The 15,762-nt window shown below is 52.6% G+C and carries 13 protein-coding genes; 9 read left to right on the top strand and 4 right to left on the bottom strand.

Annotation, left to right across the window (positions count from 1 at the left end):
• Positions 1-2: 2 nt before the first annotated feature.
• From BMY11_RS12760 to BMY11_RS12750, 3 genes are all read left to right on the top strand, one after another.
• Positions 3-953 (top strand): aldo/keto reductase, encoded by a 951-nt coding sequence (locus tag BMY11_RS12760; RefSeq protein WP_177182619.1) that lies wholly within the window; start codon positions 3-5, stop codon positions 951-953.
• A gap of 13 nt (positions 954-966) precedes the next feature.
• A complete protein-coding gene (locus tag BMY11_RS12755) occupies positions 967-2,061 on the top strand; it encodes a Gfo/Idh/MocA family oxidoreductase (RefSeq protein WP_090576197.1) in 1,095 nt (364 codons plus the stop codon).
• 296 nt (positions 2,062-2,357) lie between these two features.
• On the top strand, positions 2,358-3,104 hold the full coding sequence (locus BMY11_RS12750) for a phytanoyl-CoA dioxygenase family protein (protein WP_090576194.1): 747 nt from the start codon (positions 2,358-2,360) through the stop codon (positions 3,102-3,104).
• A gap of 332 nt (positions 3,105-3,436) precedes the next feature.
• On the opposite strand, the gene BMY11_RS12740 is transcribed toward BMY11_RS12750, so the two are convergent.
• Positions 3,437-3,724 (bottom strand): hypothetical protein, encoded by a 288-nt coding sequence (locus tag BMY11_RS12740; RefSeq protein ID WP_090576188.1) that lies wholly within the window; start codon positions 3,722-3,724, stop codon positions 3,437-3,439.
• Positions 3,725-3,914: 190 nt separating this feature from the next.
• Between BMY11_RS12740 and BMY11_RS12735 the strand changes: the two genes are divergently transcribed.
• From BMY11_RS12735 to gntK, 3 genes are all read left to right on the top strand, one after another.
• Positions 3,915-5,351, top strand: coding sequence for a serine hydrolase domain-containing protein (locus BMY11_RS12735; protein WP_256217438.1), 1,437 nt, complete (start codon positions 3,915-3,917; stop codon positions 5,349-5,351).
• A 137-nt stretch (positions 5,352-5,488) separates the two neighbouring features.
• On the top strand, positions 5,489-6,196 hold the full coding sequence (locus BMY11_RS12730) for a DNA alkylation repair protein (RefSeq protein WP_090576763.1): 708 nt from the start codon (positions 5,489-5,491) through the stop codon (positions 6,194-6,196).
• Between the two features lie 22 nt (positions 6,197-6,218).
• A complete protein-coding gene (gene gntK, locus BMY11_RS12725) occupies positions 6,219-7,754 on the top strand; it encodes a gluconokinase (protein WP_090576186.1) in 1,536 nt (511 codons plus the stop codon).
• On the opposite strand, the gene BMY11_RS12720 is transcribed toward gntK, so the two are convergent.
• The 3 genes from BMY11_RS12720 to BMY11_RS12710 all read right to left on the bottom strand — a co-directional run bounded on the left by BMY11_RS12720 (position 7,751) and on the right by BMY11_RS12710 (position 12,867).
• Positions 7,751-8,296, bottom strand: a complete 546-nt coding sequence (locus BMY11_RS12720; protein ID WP_090576183.1) for a hypothetical protein — start codon at positions 8,294-8,296, stop codon at positions 7,751-7,753. The genes gntK and BMY11_RS12720 overlap by 4 nt on opposite strands.
• An 828-nt stretch (positions 8,297-9,124) precedes the next feature.
• A complete protein-coding gene (locus BMY11_RS12715; protein WP_090576180.1) occupies positions 9,125-10,198 on the bottom strand; it encodes a M42 family metallopeptidase in 1,074 nt (357 codons plus the stop codon).
• 107 nt (positions 10,199-10,305) lie between these two features.
• Positions 10,306-12,867, bottom strand: a complete 2,562-nt coding sequence (locus BMY11_RS12710) for a sigma-70 family RNA polymerase sigma factor (RefSeq protein ID WP_090576177.1) — start codon at positions 12,865-12,867, stop codon at positions 10,306-10,308.
• 153 nt (positions 12,868-13,020) lie between these two features.
• On the opposite strand from BMY11_RS12710, the gene BMY11_RS12705 reads away from it, so the two are divergent.
• The 3 genes from BMY11_RS12705 (at position 13,021) to BMY11_RS12695 (ending at position 15,755) form a co-directional block, all read left to right on the top strand.
• Positions 13,021-13,902 (top strand): VOC family protein, encoded by an 882-nt coding sequence (locus BMY11_RS12705; RefSeq protein WP_090576174.1) that lies wholly within the window; start codon positions 13,021-13,023, stop codon positions 13,900-13,902.
• An 18-nt stretch (positions 13,903-13,920) separates the two neighbouring features.
• Entirely contained in the window at positions 13,921-14,295 is a 375-nt protein-coding gene (locus BMY11_RS12700) for a VOC family protein (protein ID WP_090576171.1), read from the top strand.
• 236 nt (positions 14,296-14,531) lie between these two features.
• Entirely contained in the window at positions 14,532-15,755 is a 1,224-nt protein-coding gene (locus BMY11_RS12695) for an enolase C-terminal domain-like protein (protein ID WP_090576169.1), read from the top strand.
• Positions 15,756-15,762 lie beyond the last annotated feature (7 nt).

Here is a 15,762-nt window from a genome sequence, read left to right as displayed (position 1 = left end):
ATATGGACATGGCAGCAGAAACAGGCCAGTTCAAACAGACAATAAACCGGTACTTGCTGCAAACAGCAGCCGGCAACCGGATTCCATATGGCGTCGGCTGCGCATGGCTTGGTCGAGGCGCGATGGATACGGCGACGATGGACAGCGAAGCAGCGGTGCTGAGGCTTGCGTATGACAGCGGCGTCCGCTATTTCGATACCTCGGTCGCCTACGGCGAGAGCGAGCGCATTGTCGGCCATTTTCTCGCACAGGTGCCGCGGGAGTCGTTGTTTCTCGCCTCGAAGGTGCGTGTGCGCGAGGATGTGACAGTGAAGGAAGCGGCCGCGCTTGCAAAGCTTAGTCTGGAGCAAAGCCTGCTTCGACTGCGGACGGAATATATTGACCTCTTTCAAGTACATGATCCGAATGTGTTAACGAATGTGCTCGCAGAGGGCGGCGTGCTGCACATGCTGCTTGAAGCGAAGGAGCGCGGCGTGATCCGGAACATCGGTCTTGCGACAAGGCAGCATGAGCTGCTCGCGATTGCTGCAAATCACGGCCAGTTCGATACGATCTTGACTTATTCGGACTATACGCCGGTTGATCCGAGCGCATCGTCATTAATTGCCGAGGCAAGCGGCCTTAAGCGAGGCGTCATTAATGCAAGTCCGCTCTTGACGGGCTTGCTCTGTGGGCTGCCGCCGATGGAAGTAGATATTCCACGCGGCGTTCCTGAGCTTGAACTGCGGCAGAGGTGGGCGAGCGAGTTGTATGACCTATGCGCAGCGAATGGTGTATCCATCACGGACGCAGCGCTGCAATTCCCGGTGCGGCAGCCGCAGATTGATATTACACTGTCGGGACCGAGCATCGCTGCGGACGTGACGAATACGATTGCATCTCTGGAGCGACCGATACCGGAGTCGTTCTGGCAGCAGGTCGGGCAGTGGTACGATCAGCTGCCGCAAGAGTAGGAGGTTGTGAGGAGTGGCCATGGAGAGGGATGCGCAAACAGAGCAAATAGAGCAAAAAGAGCAAACACAGCACGGCAAGGAAGCCGCGTCGCCACCGAAACGAATACTTGTGCTCGGCGCGGAGAAGCTTGGGGAATGGAGCAAGCGGCCCTACTTGGAGGTAGCTGGTGTCGTTGATCTGTACGACGAGAGTGAGCGGCTTCCTGCTGAAGATCGAGTCTGGCTGGACCGTTATCCGGTCTATCCGGATGTGGACACGGCGCTGGTACAGTCTTCGGCAGAGCTTGCGGTTATCATCGTGCCGAATGATTGCAAGAATACGATCGATGCGGAGCGAAAGGTGCTGGAGCGGGGGCTTGATTTGATCGTGCAGAAGCTTCGGCTCGATAGCGCTGAGGATATGTGGGAGCTTGTTCAGCTTAGCCGCCGCAGCAGTAGTGGAGGTGGAGGTGGCAAATTTATCGTCGGTGAATTTTACCGCTACCTGGCGAGCATTCGGACGATAAAGTCGCTGCTGCAGGACCATTCTGTTGTGGGCAAAATCGAGTATGTCGTCTGGAACTGCACGCTGCCGCTCACTTCGAATGTGCATAACAGATGGATGTCGAGCTACAAGCATGTGACGTTAGAAGACTTGTCTTATCACCATTTTGGCACACTTCATTATTTGCTCGGCTTTCATCCGGTGACGCTCTACGCGCAGTCCTATAAGCCATCCTGGGCAAAAGTAGGAACGCTGCCGATTGCCGCGATGCAAGCGAAGACATCGGAAGGGTACCGGCTTCATTATTTGACGACATGGGGTTCTCGGGCGGAGCCGACGGACTATCTAGGCGATATTCGCATAGAAGGTGAGAGAGGCACGATTGAGCTGAAGGGCGGACGTGTTTCCATTACGGGGAGTAACGGCGTCATACGTGAAGCAGAGCTGCTGCCTGCGCGGTACGAAGGATTCTTCGGTATTTTTGACCATCTGCATGATGTATGGCAAGGGAAGGATACTCACATTGACGGAAGTCCTTATACGATTGAGCAGTTCGAGCCTGTGCTGCGGACGATGTACAGCGCCGTACGGTCTGCGGAGACGGGAGAAGCGGTGCTGCTGTAAGTGAGTTTAGGTATGCCTTCTCGCACGGAGTGTGCGGGAGGGCATTTTTGCTTGATGCAGTTATGTGAGAGATCGAGAAGGAAAGTTAAATGTTTCCACGAAGTAGATAGGATAGGAGAACACGCCCGAAGTTGAAGGTGAGAGGCGGGGAAATGGACTCTCACGTGTGAAAAGAGGCGAGTAGCGAGCTGAGAGTACGAAAAGACGACTCTCGGAGTGTGTGACAGCGAATCCCGCGGGAGCCGGAAGTTGTGAGCTTGTCTTTGCATTTTAACTCGTAGACTGGGGGAACGAACATGATTGTGACGCATAAAGAAGTGGAGCAATATAACCGAGATGGATTCGTGCTAATGAAGAACCTGTTCTCTAAAGTAGAAGTGGACTTGTTGATCCGCGAGATTGAAGGCGGGGATCGCGTTGCGGGGACGACATACAGCACCGACGATAGTTCCGGCCTTAAAGCCAAGCTTGCCATCTGGTTTGAGCTCGGATCAGACGTATGGTCGAGTGTTTCGATTTGCCCGCGTATCATCAACAATGTGCGTATTTTAATGGGGGAGGATGCGGCCTTTTTCCACGGCAAAGTCATGCTCAAAGAGGCCAAATCCGGCGGAGCTTGGGAGTGGCATCAGGATTACGGTTACTGGTACGATCAGGGATTTTTATATCCGAATATGATGAGTGTCTTTATCGCGCTTGACCACGCAACTGTGGAGAATGGATGCCTGCAGGTGCTTCGGGGATCCCATAAACTCGGACGATTGGAGCATGGCAGAGTAGGTTCTCAGACAGGAGCTGACCCGAGCCGTATTCATCAGGTACAAAACATGTTTGAGCTTGTGCATTGCGAGATGGAACCGGGAACGGCGCTGTTCTTCCATAGCAATCTTTTGCACGCCTCCGCTCCGAACATGTCAGATCGCCATCGCCGCACTTTTATTACCTGCTATAACGCGACAAGCAATCCCGTGCTGCAGGGGGAATCGCTCAAGTATTTCAGCTCTTGTCCAGTAGGTTCGGATGATTGGCTGGCTAAGCTGTAATTTGATAGAAGTGTGTAACCAATAATAGTTTCATCGTAAGTTCATGGAGGACATCAATGAAGATATCATATGAAATTAAGACAATGAATGAATTCAAAAAACTTCCGTTAATTTGTAATCTCGGAATTATACTATTTTATTTGGGAGCGGTTTGCTTCAGTGTTTCCGTACTATCCAGAATGTTTGAGATTGAATTTCTGAATCAGGTGAATGGAATTCCGTATTCGATTGGAATGATGCTCTTCGGTTTTGTAATCACAATACTTTTTGATAAAGATAGAGCAAAAAAAACGAAAGTGGGCAAGATGAGACCTCACTAGCATGGCGAAGCCTTAACCCATCACCATCTCCACCGTCTCGCGAACCTGCACCACGACGATGCCAATACCGCACAGCAGCAGGATGAGCGCGATGATCAAGCTCGGACGAAAGCCGCCTAGAAACACATCCCAGACAATGAAGCCCCAATCGAGCCACCACCACCGCAGCTGCCCGTCGTGCTTTTCCTTTTTGTACTGCCGTACATGGGTAGCGATGTCTAGCCAATACCAGCGAATAATGATAATGCCAGCTAGCAGCATTCCAATGCCAATAATCCAAGAAATGATGTAGTCTTTCATGTTAAGTTAAGGCCTGCCTTCCGCTCTACTTAACCAATCAGTATGCCCAAACGAAGTCATTTAAGTAAAGAATCCACATGGAATCTGCTACCAGCTGAGTGCTAGAATAGAGCTATCAGTCATCTTATGTGTAACGAATGTTCAATCAAAATCATTGGAGGCGATTATCATCACACGTACGGAACTGCGTTTGCCCCGAACAACCCCTGAGGCGGTCGGTATTCCATCCGCTGTAATTGCTTCACTGCTTGATGCATGGCGCAAATCGCATCTCGAGCTGCACAGTATGATGATTGTACGCCACGGCCAAGTGGCGGCTGAAGGCTGGTGGGCTCCATACTCGCCTGAGCTGTCGCATATGATGTTCTCTTTTAGCAAAAGCTTCACGTCAACCGCGATTGGCCTCGCCGCAGCCGAAGGGCTACTGTCTTTGGACGATGCAGTTATCTCGTTCTTCCCCGAAGTGACACCGCAGGAGCCTTCCGCTAACTTAAGCGCGATGCGCGTCCGCCATCTTCTCATGATGGGCACCGGGCATGAGGTCGATACGATGCAGTATCTTGCCTTTGCGGAAGACGGGGATTGGGTTCGCGCTTTTGTGCAGGCACCGGTGGAACGTGAGCCAGGTACGCATTTTGTATATAACAGCGGGGCTACGTATATGCTCTCGGCAATCATTCAGAAGGTAAGTGGGCAGAAGCTTCTCGATTACTTGCAGCCGCGTCTGCTTGATCCGCTCGGCATTACTGAAGCGACTTGGGAAGCCTGCCCGCGCGGCATCCATACTGGCGGCTGGGGCATGACACTGACGACGGAGTCGATCGCCAAGTTCGGGCAGCTGTACTTGCAGCGTGGAGTGTGGGATGGTAAGCGCATTCTCTCGGAAGCTTGGGTGGATGAAGCAACCTCGAAGCATATCAACAATGGCGATGATGAAGCGAGCGACTGGGCGCAGGGCTACGGTTACCAGTTCTGGCGCTGCCGTCATGGCGCTTATCGGGGCGACGGTGCTTTTGGTCAGTTCTGCATCGTCCTCCCGGAGCAGGATACAGTCATTGCGCTGACAAGCGGTACGAACGATATGCAGGGTGTGCTGGACGGGATTTGGACGCATTTGCTGCCGGCTTTGACAGATGAGAGCTCGGCTGCGACGGCAGAAGATGCCGAGGCTTTGATCGCCAAGCTTGCATCGCTCACGCTCGAGCCTCCACGGTTGAATCCTGATGAAGCCTCCACAGAGTCGAAGGTGAATGGCAAAAGATATACGCTTGAGGAGAATTCGATGCAGTTGACCGCAATTACCGTTCGGTTCGAAGCGGATGCAGCGCTCGTCACATACGAGAGTAGTGAAGGCGAATTCGTTCTCCGATGTGGTCGTGGCGAATGGGCGGAAGGCCGAGGCATTCTGCCGCAAGGTGCTCCGTTCCAGCGTGGTCATAACCTGCGCATGATGTCGAGCTTTACTTGGCAGGAACCGGATAAGCTCTTGATTACAGCTCGATATATCGAGACGCCTTTTTATTTAGCTTCAGAGTTTCAATTTAATGAGGATGAGCTCGTTGTGCAGCAGAAAGTGAACGTCTCATTCATGCCGCCGGAGCCGCCAACGCTTCACGGCAGAAGCTAATTATAGAACCCCTTTATCGACCTGGTTGCAGCCGGACGGTGAAGGGTTTCTTCGTTATGATGTACGTTTGTACCGTTCAGGGGAGCCATGCTATAGTTGGAGATATGTTTCATTAAGAGGACAAGCGGGTGAGGACAATTACGTACGAAGAAGTAATGCAGCATTTAGCTGAGATGGGATCGGAGCAGACGAAGAAAACGCTTGTGAATCACGGCGCTCGAGAGCCCTTTTACGGAGTGAAAGTTGGCGATTTGAAGAAGTTAGTAAAGCCAGTTAAGAAGGATCAAGCACTCGCGCTTTCGCTGTACGATTCTGGTGTCAGTGATGCCATGTATCTCGCTGGACTAACTGTGAATCCGAAGACGATCACGAAGGAGCAGCTGCAGAGCTGGGTGCGCGGTGCGTATTGGTATTCGCTTGCTGAATATACGGTAGCGAGTGTGGCGGCGGAGAGTTCTTTTGCCCGTGAGCTAGCGATGGAATGGATTCGGTCACCGGAGGAAATGATTGCTGCATGCGGCTGGAGCACGTATGCGAACTACTTGTCGATAACGCCGGATGAGCAGCTCAACATGGAAGAAATTCGTAGCCTGCTTCACGAGGTACGAGATCGCATTCATGAGGAGCAGAACCGCGTCCGCTATACGATGAACGGTTTCCTCATATCGACAGCGGCGTATGTGAGAGAACTGCACGAGGAAGCGATTGAAATCGCCGAAGCCGTCGGTAAAGTGCATGTCAACGTTGGCAATACGGCCTGCAAAGTGCCCCTTGCCACTGCATATATTTCGAAGATGGCGGGAATGGGCAAAATCGGTATTAAACGCAAAACCTGCATTTGCTAGCAGAGGGAGAAGGTTAAGGAACATGACGATGGGCTATATGATAGGTGTCGATATCGGAACGACGAGCACGAAAGCAGTGCTGTTCGAGGAAAAGGGTACAGTCGTCACCTCGGCGCATGTGGAATATCCACTATTTACGCCGACGCCGGCGGTTGCCGAGCAGAATCCGGAGGAGATTTTTGCCGCGGTAGTGTCAACCGTTAGGCAAGTGATGCAAGGCATCGATGCAGGGCAAGTGCTGTTCGTCTCGTTCAGCTCGGCGATGCACAGCGTCATTCCGGTGGATGCAGATGGCATGCCGATTATGAACGGCATCACTTGGGCGGACAACCGTAGCGCGGCATGGACGAAGCGGCTGAAGGAGGAGATGGGCGGACATGCGATCTACTTGCGCACAGGTACGCCGATTCATCCGATGTCGCCGATTACGAAGCTGCTCTGGCTGCGTCATGATGAGCCTGATGTCTTCGCACGCGCTGCGAAGTTCATCTCGATTAAAGAATACATATTCGTGAAGCTGTTTGGCGTCTATATTGTCGACCACTCTATCGCTTCGGCAACAGGAATGCTCAATCTGGAGAAACTCGATTGGGATGACGAAGCGCTCCGTATTGCTGGCATAACGACAGACCGGCTGTCCGCACTCGTGCCAACAACGCATGTGCAGCGGGGACTTAGGGGCGAGTATGCTGCTGCGATGGGACTGCATGTGGATACGCCGTTCGTCGTCGGAGCAAGCGACGGCCCGCTCTCGAACCTAGGTGTCGGCGCGGTTGACCCCGGCGTTGTCGCCGTTACAATCGGGACGAGCGGTGCCATTCGGACGCTTGTCGATAAGCCGGTGACCGATCCGCAAGGCCGTTATTTCTGCTATGCGCTGACGGAGCAGAAATGGGTCATCGGCGGGCCGGTCAACAATGGCGGCATTATATTCCGCTGGCTCCGGGATGAGCTTGCGGCTGCTGAAGTGGAGACAGCGAAGCGTCTCGGCATTGATCCGTATGATATGCTCACTCGTATTATGGAAGGCGTTCGCCCCGGCTCGGACGGGCTTATTTTCCATCCTTATCTGACAGGGGAGAGAGCGCCGCTGTGGAATCCCGATGCGCGCGGCTCCTTCTTCGGATTGACACTGCATCATCGTAAGGAGCATATGATGCGGGCGGTGCTTGAAGGCATCAATTACAATTTGTACTCTGTACTCGCAGCACTGGAGGAGACGATCGGGAAGCCGGTTCGGATTCATGCGACTGGCGGCTTCGCTCGTTCGGCGTTGTGGCGCCAAATGATGGCGGATGTGCTCGGTCAGGAAGTGATTATACCGGAGAGCTTCGAGAGCTCCTGCCTCGGGGCGGTTGTTCTGGGACTTGTGGCGACAGGCAGAGCGGATTCGCTTAACATCGTCTCGCAGATGACGGGCTCGAATTACTCGCACACGCCAAATAAAGAAGCAGCAGCCCAATATAGGGAGCTGCTGCCGATTTACATGCGCCTTGCTGGCAAGCTGGAAGAGGAATATGCGAGCATTGCTGAGTATCAGCGCCGATTGTTTCTCTAGAAATCGTGGTTGATGGCGATAATCCCAATGACCTGCTCCTTGTCGGAGCTGCCGCCGAACCAAATATCACCGTTGCCGACCATGACGCCTTGATAATTGACGAATAGCTGATCGACGGATTGATTCGCAATTGCTTTTTTCACAGGCTCGGTTATGATCTCGTCGTAATGCTGCACGAAATCAGCCCGTGTCTGATAGAGCTCCGTGCCGGACTTGCTGTTCACCCTTAGCGGATACAGAATATGGCTGGCAACTTCGGCTTGATCGCCTGACGCGATGGCGTCCTTGACCGTATTAAATACGGTGAGGAAGTTTTTAGGATCGCGAATGCCCGCCACTTCAAAAGGATTCGTCCCTGACTCGATGCGATCAGAGACTGTCGTCGGATCCGCTGATCTGAGCGGCGCAGACGTATTCGCGTCGTTAGTGTCAGCGTGACCGCAACCAGCAGCCAGCACGAGCATTGAAGCGGTTATAAGAACGGCTGCCGAGAGCCGGAACCAGACATGTAGACGATTACCAACATTGTTGTTCATTTCCATACACCCTTTCCTCCTTATACTTTCACTTATTGGACGAAAGGATACAGCGTAATGTTACGAGGTTGCAGCTAGAAAATAATGGTGGCAACATGGCGGTAAAGTAGTGGCAACGTAGAGTGCCCAAGAAGTTCCTGTGTGCCAGGATTCTTGGGCACTCTTGTTTGTTGTAGCGGGTTGTAGCTTGGTCACCGCAGCTCGGTGACCTGGGAACTGGAACGTTGAACCTGTGAACTCGCGAATTTGGGAACTCGCGAACAAGCAGAACTGCAAACAAGCAGCTATGCAAACCTGTGAACCATCGAATCTGCATATCCTCGAACCTGCTAACAGTCGAACGCGCGAATCTGCAAACCCGTGAATCTCCAAACAAGCAGACCTGCAGACCCGCAAATCCGCAACCCCGCAACCCCGCAAATCCGAAAATCCGCAACCCCGCAACCCCGCAACCCCGCAACCCCGCAACCCCGCAACCCCGCAACCCCACGAACCCGCGAACCCGACGTGGCGCTGCGCACTAACATCGCTAACGAATCTCAGAAGCGTTATTCGCCCCAAATCGCTCATTATTAAATTCTAACGAATCCCAGCGACGTTATTGGGCCTAAAACAAGTGTGAAGCATGCGATTTGCCCCGAATAGCGCTTCCTGGGTTCGTTAGAATTTCAGATTCGGCGAAAACGGGCGAATAACGCTTTCTGAGTTCGTTAGGAGGGAAGGCAGACGAGGGGGCGAACGTTTCAAAGTTAGTAGACAGCCGGTCTCGTCGCCGCAGCCGGTCTCCCTGCAACAAAAAAAGCCGCCACTAGTTGCTAGTGGCGACTTCTTTTTCTAAGCACGCTCAACAATCGTTTCGTAAGTCGACCGGTCACAGTTCTCAACCAGCTTCACGAGCAGCTCCTTCGCTGCGTCGTAGTCGTCCGTGTGGAGAACGGATGCGGAAGTGTGAATATATCTTGCGCATACGCCAATAACAGTCGACGGGATGCCGATGCCTTGTGTATGCACCGCGCCTGCGTCCGTACCGCCTTGCGAAACGAAGTATTGGTAAGGAATTTTGTGCGTCTGCGCCATATCGAGCACATACTCGACCATACCGCGATGAGTCAGCATGGTTGGATCGTAAATGCGCAGCAGCGCTCCTTTGCCAAGCTGGCCGAACTGCGACTTGTCGCCGTTCATATCGTTCGCCGCGCTCGCATCCATCGCGAAGAACAGGTCCGGCTTAATAAGAAAGGATGCTGTCTTCGCGCCTCGAAGGCCGAGTTCTTCCTGTACCGTTGCGCCGGAGTAAAGCACGTTCGGTAACTTTTTGCCCTTCAGCTCCTTCAGCAGCTCAATGGCAAGGCCGACGCCATAGCGGTTATCCCATGCTTTTGCCATAATCTTCTTCGGGTTCGCCAGCGGGGTGAACGGGCAATATGGCACAGCTTGCTGGCCGATGCGCACGCCAACCTCTTCGGCATGCGAGCGACTGTCTGCGCCGATGTCGATGTACATGCCTTTCACATCAAGCGGCTTGCCGCGCGCTGATTCGTCGAGCAGATGGACTGGCGTCGTGCCAATAATGCCGACGATGGGGCCGTTGTCGGTCATCACTTGGATGCGCTGCGCTGGCAGCACTTGGCTGAACCAGCCGCCAAGCGTCTGGAAACGGAGCATGCCGTTCTCGGTAATGCCCGTAATCATGAAGCCAACTTCGTCTAGATGGCCAGCCGCCATAATGACCGGACCGCTCTCATTGCCCCGCATCACGCCAAAAATACTGCCAAGTCTGTCAGTTACAATCTCGCTCGTATATTTCTCAATTTCTCCGCGTACAAAGCCTCTAAGCTCTCGCTCGAATCCGGATGCCGCTTGAAAATCGGTCAGTGTCTTCATTAGTTCCATCGTATCTTGATTCATGGCTAACATTCCTCGCTATTCATTTAATCTATTGATCTTTATTATTTTAAACCTTTTGGCAGCACGGGTAAACTTTAGGCAAAGGAACTGAGCGAATTAGAAGCTTTTCAGGTCCGAGCAGCAGCTTCGGGACTCATCAACTGAATGACAATTTCATGTCCATCCGGGTCGGCAAGTACCCATTTATGCAAGCCATCGTCTGCATCACCGATTGTACGCGAGACGTTAATGCCTGAATCGCTCAGCCATGAGTAGAACGATGAAGCATCCTTAACTTCCAGCTGTAATCGCGCGGCTGCATCCGAGGAGCTGAACTTGTCTATGAATCGTATGCTGCGCGTGACAATATCCTCACCGAGAAGCTCGCTGTAAGCGCTGGCCGCCGCCGCTACGCTTTTCACAGCAAGTGCGAAGGGGGCTTTGGCAGCACCAGCACGTAGAGCGTGGGTGTCGCAAGTCCGCTTAGCAGCGGGAAAAGATTCCGCGAGCGAGTGGCTGCCCATCATTAACTGGTGGCCTTCCGCATCTGCAGCAATAAAAATATCGGTGAAGGGACCGCCTTTATCGAGAAAATTGATGATGGTCCATTTTTGCCGTAGCGCACGTTCATAGGTTTGATCCATATCGGGCACGCGCACATAGTAGGAGGGCTTCCAATCGGCATGGTTAAGATCGAGCCGCCTGTCCATTAAGACGAGCCATGTATCTGCCCCGAGGGGAAGCAGGCCTATTGGATCGTTCAGCTGATCCGGCTTCACTTCGACTCCGAGCAGCGATCCATAGAACTGCATGCTTGCTTTCAAATTACCGCACATGTACACGATGCCTTCAAACCTGCCATCCGCATGCGAAGGGAGAGCTGGCTTTGGCCGGTTTCCGCCGAACGAATAGAAAGGACTGAGCGGGATATGATGCACGGGCGTCTGGTCAGCGCATAAGGTTAAGCTTATGCTTCGAAGCTCGGTCAGCAGCTCGCGGAGGATGCCAATTGCTACTGTTTCTTGACTCTTAGCCTCACAAAGCCACTGTAAGGCTTGCTTACGAAGCTCCGGCTGGCGGGGAAATCCGCCGTGTGGGAATGGGAATAATTGTGCGAGAGCTGCGAATGAGTGCTGAACCGTTTCATATGCGAGTTCGGCTTGACGAAGCAATCTAATAATCTCGCTATGATTTTCCGACCAAATCGGATCTTCTCGCCGTTCTGCCCAGAACGTCGCAGCTTGCTTGCGAGTCCATACGTACAACGCAATATTGGAGGCGTTCCCTAGAGGATCTATCGTACTGTTCTCGAACGCGGCAATCCATTCGTCATAGGCAGCCAGACCGTTCAGGCAAGGCATGAACGTATAATCGCCTCCATCTGCATGCCGAATGACCCGTTCAAGCAAGCGAATCAGTTTATGCTCAGGCCGCTGATATTCATCGCCGAGTTCGCCATCCAGCACATAAGCATACAGCTCACGTGAAATCGCGTGATCGATCTTCGGATTTCCATAATACAAGGTCCGATACGGAACCTCACCGCTTCTCTGCGGATCAGCTGCGAGCAGCATTTGATTCTCATCGTCGTACCCGTAGACAATCGCCAAATCATAGGACATGGCGCTCGATAACAGCGCCGGATATCCTCGGTCGATGGAGTCGCGAATCATGTCTAGCGTATAGAGGAAATTTCTTGTTTTGTGGGCGCTTGCCGCAGCGTTCTTGAAATGCTGATAATCCACGTAGTTCGAGTGATAGCCGAGATTAAGCAGTGCATTAGAGATAAACGTGTCCCAATCCCACAGCATCGGACTTTCAGCGCCAATCGTATGCCTTAGCACGTTGAGGTTGAAAGCATAACCGGAATAACCCATTACCTCCGCCATCGACACCTTGGAGCCAACTGCTCGGAGCAGGTGATAAAAGGCATTCGCAAAAGCGACGCCTTGGTGAGGCAGGGGTTCATCTTGGATGGTTGGCTTGTTTAATACAACCGTCCGGCTGCCTCCCCTTGCACTCGTATGGACACGGATTTGCGTTCGAATATCTAGTTCAATTCGGCTATCCTCTGCTTTGCGCCGGATGCGGGACAGTGTCTTGTGAATCGTGTTGACGTTCGTATCGAGACTTTCCGCGATTTCCTGCGGGGATAGCTGTTCGTAGAAATGTTTGACGAATACATTGCGTTCTCTCGGTCCCAAAGCGCGGATCACTTCCGGCAGCCACTCGGCGAGCGGGGAGTCCGCAATAGAAGTGGAGGTGGAATTCGTACCGCTTACTGCTTTGCGTTTCGCGTAATGGTGAAGCACGGTATCCAGATCGCCCCAGTCTGGCGGTTGGTCTCTGGATTCCAGCGTTCTCGGGGCAAGCAGCGATGTAAAAGTGCTCTCCTGGGCATGCGGTCCGCCGCGGCGCAGCTTCATCAAAGCCTGATTGCGGACGATCGTTCGAAACCAGGGAAGGAATTTAGACAAATCCGTCACGGTGCCCAACTTCAAAAATGCCCGAATAAGCGCTTCTTGCACAATATCCTCGGCTAGATGAGTATCCGGCGTCATTTGTTTGGCCCATTGGAATGCGCGCCCGCGGTGCCTTGCCAGTAGTTCCTGATAGGCTTCGGTACTGCCGAGCCGAGCACGCTCAATAAGCATTTCATCCGAGGCGCTGTCTATGTTTTGAACATCCATGTGTAGAGTCTCCTGTTAGGTATGGTCGGTGGTCTTTAAAAGAATTTCGATAAAAGGATTTATTTTCCTGTAAAAAAATTTTTTAGTAGGTCAGGTTCATAGAGTCGTGTGGCATCTATAAAGGTGTGGGATAAAAAAGAGGAGGTTGTCACGATGATCACGAAGCCATTGAACGTAGCGCATATGCCGGTTGTAGCTTCTGTAATCCCGACTATTTTCGTAACGAATCTGCAGGATGCACTGGAATGGTATTGCCGTTGTCTGAATTTTAGAGTGCTCGCCTATAACCCTCATTTCGCGACGCTTGAGATGTCGCCTGGGCGAATTTGCTGGATCCACCAGGATGCGGCGAGGAAAGGACAGGGACAAATCAACTTCCACGTGAGAGACGCGGCTGCCTTGCATGACCACTTGGAGCGGGAGGGTGCTGACGTAGATCCGCTTGAGATCGGTGTGGCGGATACGCATTGGTACATGCTGCGGGATCCGGATGGCAATTCCTTCGGGGTGTGGAACGGGTTGTTTGGTTTGAACGAGACAGATAACGTGAACCGGCCAGACTTTCCGGAATTGCGGTCATATCGGTTCGAGAAAATGCCGTCCAAGCGCTGCGTTGGTATCCCTGTGACCGTAGATGTGAATCATCCGCAAGCGGCTATTGCCACAGCAGCAGAGCGATTAAAGTTAGGGGAGCGATTGGTGATCGTCAATCCGATTCTCGAGCGGTACGCCGGCGTCAAGCAGCATCGACTGTGGGTATGCAGCGAGCTGTCGATAGATGCTGCTGTTCCGGGCGGACTAGATGAGCTTGTTATCCCGGAGCAAAATTATGCTGTATTCTCGTTCAAGCGTGATCAGAAGGATTTTCGCAGTCAATATTCCGATATTTATCGGTGGCTGGGTCAGCAATTCGGCTTCCTGAAGACAGAGCCGGGGGCGGCTGGGGCATATCATTTGGAGATGATGCTCGAAGATCGCATTGATGCTTTCATCCCTTATGCAACCGGGCTGGACGAGACGCATGACTATGACTAAGAGGAGGCATTCCAGAAGATGAGCAGAGCCGTTATTACAGGACCGACGATGGTATTGCTGGTGCGAGATTTGGAGCGTTCGGTTCAGTTTTATACAGAGCTAGGGTTTAAGTATGAACGAATTGGCGGACCGGATGTTCAGCATGTACATATGAACCGGGATCAAGTGACGTTTATTCTTCACCAAGCCGTTAATCCGGGGGATGTACGGCCTCTCTCATCCGTTCAAGGCGGGCTGTACTTCGATGCATTCTGTTATACCGATGTACGGCAATTGCTAGAAGAGATAAGGGAGAAGAATGTCTCGATTGTAAGAGGACCGGATTTGAATGATTTCTTCAGTGAAATTACGGTTGAAGATGTAGATGGGTATCGTATTGCTTTTGGAGGATAGGTAACGCCAAATATCCTAAAACAAATACTCGTACAGAATGCGGATTACCCCCTTTATACAAGTTTTGGAATTGATTACAATAGGGGAAGGTACTTTCCTTGACATCATTGGCTTCTCTTCTATAATGTAAGCGGTTTTATACAGCTGGCAGCGGCACGACGACATCGAATGGACCAGACCCTTTTGCAACGAGATGCACTTACAATCTTTCCTAATAAGATTCGGAGGTAGCGAACGTGGCCAAAATTACAGGCGTAAAATGTATTCGCACACGGCATGACGGCAGCTGGACGATAGTGAAGGTGACGACGGACCAGGACGGTCTCTATGGAATCGGCTCTGCGACCGATATTTTCAATCCGGAGGCGGTCGTTCAGGTGGTGGAGCAGCTCTTTGCCCCCCTCTTGATTGGCAGAGACCCGAGCCGGATCGAAGATATTTGGCAGACGCTGCATCAGAGCGGTTATTGGCGGCATGGCTCCATTACGCAGACCGCAATCGGCGGCATTGATATGGCGCTGTGGGATATTAAGGGCAAAGAAGCGAACCTGCCCGTATATCAGCTGCTTGGCGGTGCATGTAGAGCGGCAGTACCATGCTATGGTCATGCGGACGGTCGAGATCAATCGGAGCTAGAGGAAGCGGTACACAAGTATAAAGAGGAAGGCTATACAGTCATTCGCTGTCAGCTCGGCTCTTACGGCGGAGGCGGATTCCTGAAGGATAACGAGGCGAATTTGCCGGACCCGCATTGGTCGACTGGCGCTACATTTAATGAAACGACGTACTTGAACGCTATTCCGGACATGTTCGAGAAGCTGCGCGTGAAGTTCGGGAACGATATGCAATTCACGCATGACGTGCATGAGCATTTGACCCCGATTGGCGCAGTTCAGCTAGCGAAGAGGCTGGAGCCGTACAGCCTGTTCTTCCTTGAGGATGTGCTGCCGCCGGAGCAGATCGGCTGGTATCGCCATCTGCGCCAGCAGTCAACGACACCGCAGGCCGTCGGCGAGCTGTTCGCCAATCCGCACGAGTGGACGGATCTCATCGTCGAGCGGCTCATTGATTTCATCCGCGTGCGCGTCTCCAAAGCGGGAGGCATCAGCGCATGCCGCAAAATCGCGGCGCTCGGGGAGAACTTCGGCGTCCGCACTGCTTGGCAGGAGGGCGGCGAGAACGATCCGGTGAACCAAGCGGCGGCTGTTCATCTAGACCGCGCGGTCTGGAATTTTGGCATTCAAGAGATTAATCATTTCAAAGATGCGGAATGCGAGGCGTTCCCAGGGCATGTCGTGCGCAAGGGCGGCTATCTGTACTCATCGGAGAAGCCGGGGCTTGGTGTTGATATCGACGAGGAGAAGGCAGCGCTGCTGGTCGACGAGAACTGGAATCGCAAGGCATACCACTTCCCATACCCAACAGATCGTAAAGCGGATGGGACGCTAGTTCGTCCATAAGAAATGG

Origin of the sequence: Paenibacillus sp. OV219 (assembly GCF_900110075.1) — a bacterium.
Taxonomy (GTDB): Bacteria; Bacillota; Bacilli; order Paenibacillales; family Paenibacillaceae; genus Paenibacillus_Z.
Note: the sequence above shows the minus strand (reverse complement) of the source record. Positions and strands in the feature narration are given on the sequence as shown.

Excerpts from the sequence above, each read along its gene's own strand:
- BMY11_RS12760 (WP_177182619.1), top strand. The coding sequence starts at position 3 with ATGGACATGGCAGCAGAAACAGGCCAGTTCAAACAGACAATAAACCGG.
- BMY11_RS12750 (WP_090576194.1), top strand. The coding sequence starts at position 2,358 with ATGATTGTGACGCATAAAGAAGTGGAGCAATATAACCGAGATGGATTC.
- BMY11_RS12740 (WP_090576188.1), bottom strand. The coding sequence starts at position 3,724 with ATGAAAGACTACATCATTTCTTGGATTATTGGCATTGGAATGCTGCTA.
- gntK (WP_090576186.1), top strand. The coding sequence starts at position 6,219 with ATGACGATGGGCTATATGATAGGTGTCGATATCGGAACGACGAGCACG.
- BMY11_RS12720 (WP_090576183.1), bottom strand. The coding sequence starts at position 8,296 with ATGGAAATGAACAACAATGTTGGTAATCGTCTACATGTCTGGTTCCGG.
- BMY11_RS12715 (WP_090576180.1), bottom strand. The coding sequence starts at position 10,198 with ATGAATCAAGATACGATGGAACTAATGAAGACACTGACCGATTTTCAA.
- BMY11_RS12710 (WP_090576177.1), bottom strand. The coding sequence starts at position 12,867 with ATGGATGTTCAAAACATAGACAGCGCCTCGGATGAAATGCTTATTGAG.
- BMY11_RS12705 (WP_090576174.1), top strand. The coding sequence starts at position 13,021 with ATGATCACGAAGCCATTGAACGTAGCGCATATGCCGGTTGTAGCTTCT.
- BMY11_RS12700 (WP_090576171.1), top strand. The coding sequence starts at position 13,921 with ATGAGCAGAGCCGTTATTACAGGACCGACGATGGTATTGCTGGTGCGA.